Origin of the sequence: Myxococcus sp. AM010 (assembly GCF_013372585.1) — a bacterium.
Lineage (GTDB): Bacteria > Myxococcota > Myxococcia > Myxococcales > Myxococcaceae > Myxococcus > Myxococcus vastator.
Genome location: NZ_JABXEO010000146.1, coordinates 1 through 9,503, shown reverse-complemented (window position 1 = coordinate 9,503; position 9,503 = coordinate 1). Strand labels below are relative to the sequence as shown.

General features: G+C 71.6%; 12 protein-coding genes. 8 read left to right on the top strand and 4 right to left on the bottom strand.

Annotated elements, in window-relative coordinates; genetic code table 11:
- Positions 1 to 147, top strand: a 147-nt coding sequence (locus HV826_RS35040; RefSeq protein WP_176421372.1) for a transposase domain-containing protein, incomplete at its 5' end; no start/stop codon positions are given.
- Between the two features lie 344 nt (positions 148 to 491).
- Complete coding sequence (locus HV826_RS35035; RefSeq protein WP_176421371.1) at positions 492 to 1,685, top strand: glycosyltransferase; 1,194 nt, start codon at positions 492 to 494, stop codon at positions 1,683 to 1,685.
- Here HV826_RS35035 and HV826_RS38195 read toward each other — a convergent pair.
- Positions 1,622 to 2,857: a glycosyltransferase family 4 protein gene (locus HV826_RS38195; protein WP_176421370.1), complete on the bottom strand. Its 1,236-nt coding sequence runs from the start codon at positions 2,855 to 2,857 to the stop codon at positions 1,622 to 1,624. The genes HV826_RS35035 and HV826_RS38195 overlap by 64 nt on opposite strands.
- A 92-nt stretch (positions 2,858 to 2,949) precedes the next feature.
- On the opposite strand from HV826_RS38195, the gene HV826_RS35025 reads away from it, so the two are divergent.
- Genes HV826_RS35025 through HV826_RS35010 form a run of 4 tightly spaced genes read left to right on the top strand, consistent with a single transcriptional unit; the run spans position 2,950 to position 5,970 of the window.
- Positions 2,950 to 3,864, top strand: coding sequence for a hypothetical protein (locus HV826_RS35025; RefSeq protein ID WP_255208512.1), 915 nt, complete (start codon positions 2,950 to 2,952; stop codon positions 3,862 to 3,864).
- Positions 3,864 to 4,550, top strand: a complete 687-nt coding sequence (locus HV826_RS35020; RefSeq protein WP_217917929.1) for a hypothetical protein — start codon at positions 3,864 to 3,866, stop codon at positions 4,548 to 4,550. Before HV826_RS35025 ends, HV826_RS35020 begins: the two co-directional genes overlap by 1 nt.
- Positions 4,547 to 4,906 (top strand): hypothetical protein, encoded by a 360-nt coding sequence (locus tag HV826_RS35015; protein WP_176421368.1) that lies wholly within the window; start codon positions 4,547 to 4,549, stop codon positions 4,904 to 4,906. Before HV826_RS35020 ends, HV826_RS35015 begins: the two co-directional genes overlap by 4 nt.
- Complete coding sequence (locus HV826_RS35010) at positions 4,906 to 5,970, top strand: hypothetical protein (protein ID WP_176421367.1); 1,065 nt, start codon at positions 4,906 to 4,908, stop codon at positions 5,968 to 5,970. The genes HV826_RS35015 and HV826_RS35010 overlap by 1 nt, the downstream gene beginning before the upstream one ends.
- On the opposite strand, the gene HV826_RS35005 is transcribed toward HV826_RS35010, so the two are convergent.
- Entirely contained in the window at positions 5,960 to 6,343 is a 384-nt protein-coding gene (locus HV826_RS35005; RefSeq protein WP_163783216.1) for a serine/threonine protein kinase, read from the bottom strand. The two genes, HV826_RS35010 and HV826_RS35005, sit on opposite strands and share 11 nt — an antisense overlap.
- A 275-nt stretch (positions 6,344 to 6,618) precedes the next feature.
- On the opposite strand from HV826_RS35005, the gene HV826_RS35000 reads away from it, so the two are divergent.
- A complete protein-coding gene (locus tag HV826_RS35000; RefSeq protein WP_176421366.1) occupies positions 6,619 to 8,079 on the top strand; it encodes a HAMP domain-containing sensor histidine kinase in 1,461 nt (486 codons plus the stop codon).
- 121 nt (positions 8,080 to 8,200) lie between these two features.
- On the top strand, positions 8,201 to 8,806 hold the full coding sequence (locus HV826_RS34995; RefSeq protein WP_176421365.1) for a hypothetical protein: 606 nt from the start codon (positions 8,201 to 8,203) through the stop codon (positions 8,804 to 8,806).
- Positions 8,807 to 8,815: 9 nt separating this feature from the next.
- Here the strand turns inward: HV826_RS34995 and HV826_RS34990 are convergent, their stop codons facing one another.
- Positions 8,816 to 9,181 (bottom strand): response regulator, encoded by a 366-nt coding sequence (locus HV826_RS34990; RefSeq protein WP_176421364.1) that lies wholly within the window; start codon positions 9,179 to 9,181, stop codon positions 8,816 to 8,818.
- A partial coding sequence (locus tag HV826_RS34985) for a PEGA domain-containing protein (protein ID WP_176421363.1) occupies positions 9,178 to 9,503 on the bottom strand: 326 nt, incomplete at its 5' end. The genes HV826_RS34990 and HV826_RS34985, both read right to left, overlap by 4 nt.

Sequence of the window (9,503 nt, the reverse complement as noted above, 5' to 3'; positions counted from 1 at the left end):
GGCGTCAACCCCGAGACGTATCTCGCGGACGTCCTGCTGCGCGTGCAGACACACCCCAACTCGCGCATCGGTGAGCTGCTACCCCACGAGTGGAAGCGGCGACGCGCCGCCGACCCTCCCGATTCGCCCCTCCAGCTCAGTCACTGAACAGCTCTCGCTCGTCGAGGCGCTCGCCGAGCACGGTCCTCGTCCGCCATCAAGCCTCCTGGCACGACGTCCACCGGACGGGTACCGATGCCCCACCGAGCGCGCACCTCGTGCTCACGCTCGCGCGTCGCTGGACGGTCCGCGCCCAGTTCTAGGAGCGTGTTGCGGTAATCGCGGTGGGGCTTGCCCGGAGGGAGGCCCGCGTGGTGAATGCCGGGCATGAGCAAGAAGTTCCGCCCCTGAAATGTTGAGTTGAGCTGAGAGAGTTGAGCCGACAGGTTGAAGGGCTCCAGGCCCAGGTCGTGCGTGGCGATGGCGTGGGAAGGAGGTAGCGTGGCGCGGCCATGTCCGACAGCCCGCGCGTCCTCCTCATCGCTGAACGCTTTCCTCCCGACATCGGAGGCCTGGCCCGCAGTGGCGCGCGCACCGCGGGCTCGTTGGTGAAGCTGGGGGCCCGGGTGGACGTGCTGGCCTGGACTCGCACGGCGGCGCCAGGCGCGCTCCAGACGGTGGCGGACGCCGGGGACGTCTCACCCTTCGCGCGAGGCGTGACGCTCCACCGGCTGGGGCTGTTCGGCAGCACGGACCTGTCCATGCAGCACACGCTCGACGTGCTCGGCTACCTGCACGCGAAGCATCACTACGACCTGGTGTGGGGGCACTACCTGTCTCCGCCCGGGTTCCTCGCCGTCGCCTTCGCCGAGTCCGTGGGCATCGCCTCCACCGTCAGCGCCCGGGGCAACGACGTGGACCAGCTCATGTTCCCCCCGGGCGACTTCGCGCGCCTGCTGTGGACGCTGCAACGGGCCCGCGTCCTCACCGCGGCCTCCGCGGACCTGGGCCGGAAGATGCGCATGCTGCTGGGGCGGGACGAAGCCGTGGAGGTCATCCCCAACGCCGTCGACACCGGCATCTTCTCACCCGGCCCCGCGGACCCGGCGCTCCGGGCGCGGCTGGGCATCACCCCCGACGAGGCCGTCCTTGGCTTCTCCGGGGAGCTTCGGCACAAGAAGGGCCTGCCCTTCCTGCTCTCCGCCCTCACCGCGGTGCGCCGCGTCCGGCCCGCGTGCCTGCTCGTCATCGGCGAGGTGCGGCCGCGCGACGCCGAGCACCTGGTCGCCTTCCGCGCCGAGCATCCCGAGGACGCCGCGCGCATCCTCATCTCCGGGCCGCTGGACACACCGGAGGCCATCGCCGCGCACCTGCGCCTGTGTGATGTCTACCTCCAGCCGTCGCTGTGGGAGGGCATGCCCAACGCCTTGCTGGAGGCCATGGCCTGCGCCCGGCCCGTCATCGCCAGCGACGCCGGCGGCATCCCCGAGGCCGTGGATGACGGACGCAATGGCTTCATCGTCTCCAAGGCCCTGCTCAATCACCTGGGGCAGGCGTGCCTGGACGTGCTCTCCCTGCCGCTCGAAGAGCGCGCCGCGATGGGCGCCGCCGCCCGTCAGCGCATCGAGGAGCGCTTTCAGGCTCACGCGGAGGCGGAGGTGCTCCGCCGCGTGCTGGCTCGCGCCATCCCGAGCCGCTCTTCGTAAGCGCTCACCAGGGCCTCGCCCGCGCGGCTCCACGGGAAGTCGCGCGCCACGCGCGCTCGCGCCTTCGCGCTCATCGCGGGGCCCAGGGTGGGGTCCGCCCTCAGGGCCTTCACCGCTTCAACAATCGCCTTCGCCGAGCCCGGCCGTATCAACATCACCTCGTCCGGCGCGGCCAGCGTGCTCACCACGGGGAGGTTGCTGGCCACCACGGGCGTCCCGGTGGCCATGGCCTCCAGCAGCTTCAGCGGGCAGCAGCCCTGCACGCAGTTGCGGTCGTTGAAGGGCAGGGGCACCAGCACCACGTCGCAGGCCTGGTGCAGCGCCGCCAGCTCCGCCTGGGGCAGGGGCTCCCGCAGCTCCACGGCGCCCTCCAGCAGCAGGTCCCCGCACCGGTCCATCAGCGCCCGCCGCGTGTGCCGACGCAGCGGCCCCACCAGCGTCAGCACCGTGGGCAGCTCCCGCCGCAGCAGCCGGCAGGCGTCGATGGCGTGGTGCACACCCTGCCAGGACGTCATCGTCCCGCTGTACAGCAGCCGCACGGGGCGCCCGGGCTCGAAGGGTCGCGGCGGCGCGTACCGGAACACCTCCAGGTCGGCGCCATTCGGAATCACCCGCACGCGCGAGGACTCCACGCCCCGTGCCGTCACCAGGTACTCCGCCGTCACCGCGCTCGGGGTCACCACCAGGTCCGCGCGCGAGAGGCAGACGTCCTCTTGCGCCACCAGCTTGCGCAAGAGCTCCGCGTCATCCGCCACGTCCGGGTAGTGATACTTCAGCTCGATGGAGGGCAGGCCGTTCACCTCGAAGACGAGCGCGTCCGTCAGCGCGTCCTTCTGGCAGGCGACGGGGTAGCCTTCGAAGATGGAGCGCACGTGCACGACGGAGGCGCGCGGCCGTCCGCGCCACCAGGCCGCCAGGTGCGCGCGGAACGACAAGGCCTGGGCCATCAGGTCCTTCCCGCGTGACTCCAGCGGGTGGTACGTCACGCCCTCCACCAACGCGAGCGGCCCGGTGGGCGCGCTGGGGTTGTCCCGGAGCGCGACGAGGTCGACCTGGCCAAAGGCCGCGCCCAGCGCCTCCACGAAGGCCCGGATGTGCACCGCGGCGCCCTTGGGCGAAGGGAAGCGGTCGAACGACGCGTAGACGATGCCGGTGCCGGGAGCGTGAGACACACGCGTGTTGCTATCACAGGAGGGTTTGACCCCTACGGCACGGACCCTTACGCTTCCCCCTCTTTCGTACCGCCGAGGGGGCGCGACCCATCGTGGCTTTCAACATTGACCGCTTTCGCGAGGAACGCGTCTACAGGTGCAGCGGCCCCGTCGGGGAGCTGAGGGAAGACCTGGAGCGGCTGCGCGTCCTGGACGTGGAGGTGGAGCAAGCGCGGCGGAGCTGGGGTCAGTCGACCCTGTTGTGCCTGGCCGCCGCTGTCATCATCTTCATCTTTCGAACGACGCTGGAGGAGGGGCCCGAGGACGCGCTCGCGCTGCAGCTCACCCAGTGGGCGGGACTCGCGCTGCTCGTGGGGTCCGTGGGGTGTCTTACCGTGTACCTGCGCTTCCGGAGCCTGGACCTGGAGAACCGGCGATACACGCTGGCCTCCCAGGTGCTCCACCGGCTGCGCCGTGACATCGGCCCTGACGCGCCCGTGAAGCTGGTGCTCGACTTCACGCCCGTGGACAGCCCGGGGAAACTGCAGGGCAAGCGCGTCACGCCCACCGGCTGGGACGCGGAGAACTTCGCCGACCCGTGGTTCACCCTCCAGACGCGGCTGCTGGACGGCACGCACCTGCGCATCGCCATGGTGCAGTGGCTCGAGAAGCGCTCGCGCACCCGGCGCAGCAGCAGCGGCAAGACCAAGACGAAGCACCGGAAGCGGAGCTGGGCGCTGCTCCAGGTCCAGCTCCGCGTGAAGGCGGAGCGTCATCCGGACCTGGCGCTGCTGGAGCCGGAGGCCCGCCAGGCCATGCGCCTGCCGGACGGCGCCGCCGTCGACAAGCTCCAGTTGGGCGAGGACCGGATGTCCCTGCGCACTCTGGTGGAAAGTGAATGGGACGCCGGCCCCGCCATCCCGTCGAACGCGGTGGATGCGCCGAAGACGGTGGTGATGATGTTGCTGAGCCTCTACCAGGTCCTCAACTACTCCAAACACCTGCGCAAGCAGGCGAAGGCTTCGTGATGATGGGCATGGGCCGGTTCCTTCTCTGTTGTTCCCTGGTCGCGCTCACGGGCGCCGCCGGAGGCTGCAAGCCCGGTGACACCGAGCCGCCCCCCGCCATGCGCGCGCTGGAGGTGCCCCGCGCCCCCGCGGCGGTGAAGGGCCTCGCGGGCAAGCTCAAGTTCAAGGACGACGCCGACCGCGCGCGCTTCTCCCTCAAGCCGAAGGACGACGGCGCCAAGCTGGTGGACGGCGAGGAGCGCGAGCTGGCGCGCTACAAGTGGAAGGGCGCGGCGCTGAAGGTCTCCGGCCCGGATGACGTGGCGCTGGGGTACGTCGTCGGCTCCGCGGGCGGGGCGCTCACCGTGCGGGATGGCGAGCAGCGGCAGGTGCTGTTCACGCTCGCGCGGCAGGGGCCAGGCTGGCGTCTCAACGACATGAAGGGCACGCTCCTGTACTCCGTGTGGCCGGAGGACGACGGCGCCCGCATCCAGGACGGCGCTGGCGCGGACGTGGCCCGCGTGAAGGTGCGTGAGGGCAAGGTGTCCCTGCGTGATGCGAAGGGGCGCACGTTGCTCGCCACCAAGTCGCTGCTGGCGGCGGAGGCCGCCGCGTGCCTCGCCTTCGAGGCGCTGGAGCCGCCGCTGCGCATGGCGCTGCTCTTCTACCTCCAGGCGCCGCCGTCCCTGGAGCGTGTCCAGCCATGAGTGGGTTGCTCTGCCAGGCGAACGTGGGCTTCCTGTTCTCCCATGGCTGTGGGAGCGCCGCGGCCATGACGTGCATGCGGTGCGCGATGCCCCTGTGTGAGCAGCACGTGATGCCGGTGGGTGGGGAGATGCTCTGCGCGACGTGCGCGCGGCAGCACGAGGACCACACCGGCGACGAGGGCGGCGTGGACGAGGACCACCCGAGCTACTACTACGACGACTACGGGTACTACGGCGCCGCCGCCACGTCGGGGCGCGGCAGGGCCCACGACGCCAACGACTTCACCGAGGCTGACGGCGAGAGCCTCCGCCACGAGGACGACGCCTCCTTCGAGGAGGACATGGGCGGGAGCTGATGGCTGGCCGCTGGCTCGTCTATGCCCTGGGAGGCGGCATGGGGCACCTCACCCGTGCCTCCGCGCTGGCGCGCGCGGCCTCGCGCCGAGGGCACGCCGTCGTCCTGCTCACCAACAGCCCGTTCGCGAGCGGGCTCCCGCTGGAGGACGTGCTGGGCGCCGGTGTCGAGGTGCTCCGGCTCAGTCCCGCGCTGGGGCGCGAGGCCGTGGGAGAAGTGGTGGAGCAGTGCCTGGAGGACGTGCGCCCGGACCTGTTCGTCGTGGACACCTTCCCCCGGGGGCTCGGGGGCGAGCTGGCGCCGCTGCTGCCCTCCGTGCGCGCGCGCAAGGTGCTGATCCACCGCGACGTGAACCCCACGTACGTGAAGCAGTACGGCCTGGCGCGGGCGGTGGACGCGTTCGACCTGCTGCTCGTCCCGGGCGAGGCCGCGCCCTTCGCGAACCATCCTCGCGCCGTGAGGACCGCGCCCTGGCTGCTCCTGCGCGCCAGCGAGCTGCTGCCCCGTGACAAGGCCCGCGCGCGGCTGGGCGTGCCCGAGGAGGACACGCGCGCCCTGGTGGCGGTGATGGGCTGTGGCACCCCCGAGGAAGTGGGGGAGGCGGGGCACATCGCCGCTCGGCTGGAAGCGACGCTGGGGCCAGAGGCCGTGGTCCGGTGGCTGGTGCCGCCTGGAGCGGCGATGGATGCGCCAGCGTCCGCGCCGCGCGCCAAGCAAGGCAGGCGGGCTGGGGCTTCCCTGGAGGAGGGCCTGGCCCTGCGCAGGTCCACGTGGCCCGCGCTGGCGGTGCTCCCCGGCGTGGACGTGCTCGTCGGCGCGGGCGGGTACAACACCGTGCAGGAGGCCCGCGCCACCGGGACGCCCTTCGTGGCGCTCGCGCGGCCCCGGCTCTACGACAGGCAGGCCCTGCGGCTGCGCCCCGAGGAGCGGGCGGGCTCCGTGGAGGCGCTGGTGGCGCGTGCCGCCGGCCTCGCCCGTGCCTGCCCGGCTCGGAGCGAGAGGCCCTACGTCAGCGGGACGGACGACGCGGTGACGCTCATCGAGCGCACCGTCCTCAGTGCTTGAGGTCCTTGTGTCCCGGCGCCGGGTCGATGCCGTGCGCCATGATGAAGTGGTAGAGCGCCTGCGGGTCTTCCTTCGGTCCGCCCATGAGCTCGACCAGGAAGTGGCCCTGGGCGCCCGTGTCCGGGTCGGGGGCGACATTCACCTCCGTCACCTCGCGGCCGGGGATGACCAGCTCGCCCACCAGCACCTTGCCCTTGAGGACCTGCACGATGTGCTGGCGCTCCTCTTCCAGGAGGGCCCAGTGGAAGTCGTCGTGGTCATACAGCATGGCGTCCACGGAGCCGCACCGCAGGATGCAGTGCGTGTGCTCCTGGAGCCAGCGCCAGAAGCCATCGAATTTCAGGGTGCGTACCGGCTGGGAGATGATGTCCATGGAGGCCTCTCGCTCGTCGGCCAGGGGGCTTGCCGACCGCGTATCGTTCCTCCCTAGCACGGCTGACGCTCTCCGGTGACGTCCGCTTTCGGGGAACTGGCGGGGCGTGCCCGCTTGCCATCCGGTCCGCGAATCCCGTGGGCCTTGGCCGTGTTGCTTCTCTCAGGAATGGGGCGGCCCTCGTGCCTGGGAGCCCCGTGAGGAGCGCAAGTGAAGGTCCCTTCGGGTGTCTGCCCGGTGTCCCAGATGGCCCTCGTCCTGCCCGGGGTGGCGCCATGAGCCTGCGCTCCTGGCTCGCCGCCACCATGGGCGTGCTGACGTTGATGACGTTGGCGGTCGCCACCCTGCTCATCGTCTTGACGAGCGTGCTCGACCGCTCGGCCGCGACGTTGGGGGTCGCCGTCGAGGGCATCCGGGTGTCCGAGGAGTTGGAGGTGGGTCTACTGGCGCACGACCGGATGGTCCGGGAAGGGCCCGCCCGGGTGCCGCGCGGCCCGGATGGGCTGCCGCGGTCCGAGCTGGAGGCCTCGCTGTACCGGCAGATTGGGGAGCTGCGGCGCATCGCCTCGACGGAAGCGGAGCGCGAGCGGCTCGACGAGGTCCGCGAGGACGTGGATGCCTACTTCTCCGCCCAGCGGGACCTGGCGCGCGCGGAGTGGGAGGCGGGCCCGGCGCTGGACGCCGCGTTGAATGGCCTGGAGCAGGTCATCGCCCTCAACGTGGAGAGAGCGCGCGCGGCCCGTTCGGAGTCGGAGCGGTGGAACACCATCGCGGACTTCGTGGGCGTGGTGCTCTGCAGCTCGCTGCTGCTCGGCGTGCTCATCGTGAGCGCGCTGCTGCGGCGGGTGGCGCTCCAGCCGCTGCGGGACATCAGCCAGGCCATGCGCCGCTTCGGAGCGGGCAGCAAGCGCACCCGGGCGCCGGAGGCCGGGCCCACCGAGCTGCGGGACATGGCGCGCACGTTCAATGAGATGGCCAACAGCCTGTCCCACCAGCAGGAGCAGCAGCTCGCGTTCCTCGCGGGCGTGGCGCACGAGCTGCGCAATCCGCTGTCCGCCCTCAAGTTGTCCACGGCCCTGTCGGACCGCGGTCGCGCCCAGCTCACGCCCGAGCGCATGGACCGCACTCTGGCCCTGGTGGGGCGGCAGGTGGAGCGGCTGGACCGCATGGTGGGCGACCTGCTCGACGCCACCCGCATCGAAGCCGGCAGGCTGGAGCTGCGCCCGGAGATGCGGGACGCGCGTGAGCTGGCCCGCGAGGTGGTGGAGCTCTACCGCTCCGGCGACACCGGCCATGGCCTCCGGCTCAGCCTGCCGGACGTGCCCGTGCCGGTTCGGGCAGACCCGGCACGGCTGGAGCAGGTGCTCCACAACCTCATCAGCAACGCGCTGAAGTACTCGCCGGCGGGCAGCACCGTGGAGGTGGCCGTGCGCCGCGAGCAGGACACGGCTGTCCTGTGCGTGACGGACCAGGGCATCGGCATCTCCGAGGAGGAGCGGCGCCTGCTCTTCGCGCCCTTCCAGCGCGCCGGCAACGCCCGTCAGCGCGCCCCGGGCGTGGGACTGGGCCTGTCGGTGGCCCGGCGCATCGTCGAGGGGCACGGGGGCAGCATCGACGTGGTGAGCCAGCCCGGCCATGGCTCCGTCTTCTGTGTGCGGCTGGCCGTGGCCGCCGAGGCCGCCCGGCACTCCGAAGAGGACGCGGGGCTGACGTCCCCCCAGGACACCCTGCACTGAGGGGCTGCCCCCAGGTTGGCGTGAAGCGTCGCATGGCGCGCGTCCACGTGGAGACGGCGGATGCGTTCACGCGAGGCTCGACGTACCTTCGGGGTCCAACCTTCAGGAGTCGCCTGACCTTATGAAGATTTCGCGCCGCGCCGCGCCGCTCGCCGCCCTCCTGGCCCTGGGAGGGCTGGGGGCGTGTGCCTCCCGCCAGCAGGCGCCGACCGCCGCCGCGAAGGCCGAAGCTCCGCGGGCCGCCGAGCCTGTCGTCCAGTCCACGGAAGGGGGCTTCTCCGTCGCGATTCCCGGGCCGGTGAGCGAGGAGCGCCGTTCGCAGGAGACGGATGTCGGCGCGGTGACACTCCACACCTTCATCGCCGTGCGGCCGGAGGTGGACACCGCCTACTACGTCTCCTACACGGACTTCCCCGCGGCCGCGGTGTCCCAGGCGGACCCGCGTGACGTGGTGGCCCGGGCCAGCCATGGGGCGCTGGAGGCGCTGGGCGCCACCGGGCTGTCCGCGCGGCCGCTGGTGCTGAGTGGCTTCCCGGGCTGGGAGGTGGAGGGCGTGTCCGGCCCGCGTCACCTGCGCGGACGCTTCTTCCTGGTGGGGCCCCGGCTCTACCAGCAGCTGCTGCTGCACCCGGAGGGCAAGCCGCCCCAGGACGCGGACCGCTTCTTCGAGTCCTTCCAGTTGGACCCGCAGGTGGCCGCGATGTTGACGGGCGCGCGGCGCTCCTGAAGGGGGGCGTCAGTGGCGGTGCTCACCCACCGCGCTCAGCAGCACGTCCATGTCGAAGGGCTTCTTGAGGACGGCGCGGACCCCGGGGAGCTGGGCGCGGCCGCTCGCCGTGACGAGGATGATGGGCAGCTCCGCCAGGCGCTGCTCCTGCTGAAGCCGGCCGACGAACTCCTCGCCGTCCATGACGGGCATCATCAAGTCCAGCAGGATGAGGCACGGCCGCAGCGCGTGGGGCCCGGACAGCAGCGCCAGGGCCTCCTGGCCGTTGGCGGCCTGGGCCACGGCGTAGCCTTCGAAGGACAAGATGTCCTGGACGGCCTCCCGGATGTCGGCGTCGTCGTCCACGACGAGCACGGTGTTGGACGCGGTGCTCACGGCTTCGAGCCGCTCTGCCCCTTGCGCAGCCTTCCGAAGAGCTGGGTCATGGTGTCTTGACGGCATGAGAGCGTGTGTTCCAGGGAGCTGAAGCCTCGGCGCGTGAGCTTCACCGTAACCGGCGCGTCTGTCACGCACTCCAGCGTCACCGACAGCGGCGTGGTGCCTTCCGTTCGACCGTTCACAGACACTGTCGCGCCCGCCGGCGCGGAGTCGACCATGAGCAGGCTGACACCTTCCATGAACGCGCGCTGCTCGCGGACCTCTCCCTCGCGGACCTCCGAGGGCGGGTCGAACTGCGGGGCCAGCGTCGTCTCGGGGC

Bases quoted from the DNA above. Each gene is read 5' to 3' on its own strand.
- HV826_RS35035 (WP_176421371.1), top strand. From the start codon at position 492: ATGTCCGACAGCCCGCGCGTCCTCCTCATCGCTGAACGCTTTCCTCCC.
- HV826_RS35015 (WP_176421368.1), top strand. From the start codon at position 4,547: ATGAGTGGGTTGCTCTGCCAGGCGAACGTGGGCTTCCTGTTCTCCCAT.
- HV826_RS35000 (WP_176421366.1), top strand. From the start codon at position 6,619: ATGAGCCTGCGCTCCTGGCTCGCCGCCACCATGGGCGTGCTGACGTTG.
- HV826_RS34995 (WP_176421365.1), top strand. From the start codon at position 8,201: ATGAAGATTTCGCGCCGCGCCGCGCCGCTCGCCGCCCTCCTGGCCCTG.
- HV826_RS35010 (WP_176421367.1), top strand. From the start codon at position 4,906: ATGGCTGGCCGCTGGCTCGTCTATGCCCTGGGAGGCGGCATGGGGCAC.
- HV826_RS35020 (WP_217917929.1), top strand. From the start codon at position 3,864: ATGATGGGCATGGGCCGGTTCCTTCTCTGTTGTTCCCTGGTCGCGCTC.
- HV826_RS35005 (WP_163783216.1), bottom strand. From the start codon at position 6,343: ATGGACATCATCTCCCAGCCGGTACGCACCCTGAAATTCGATGGCTTC.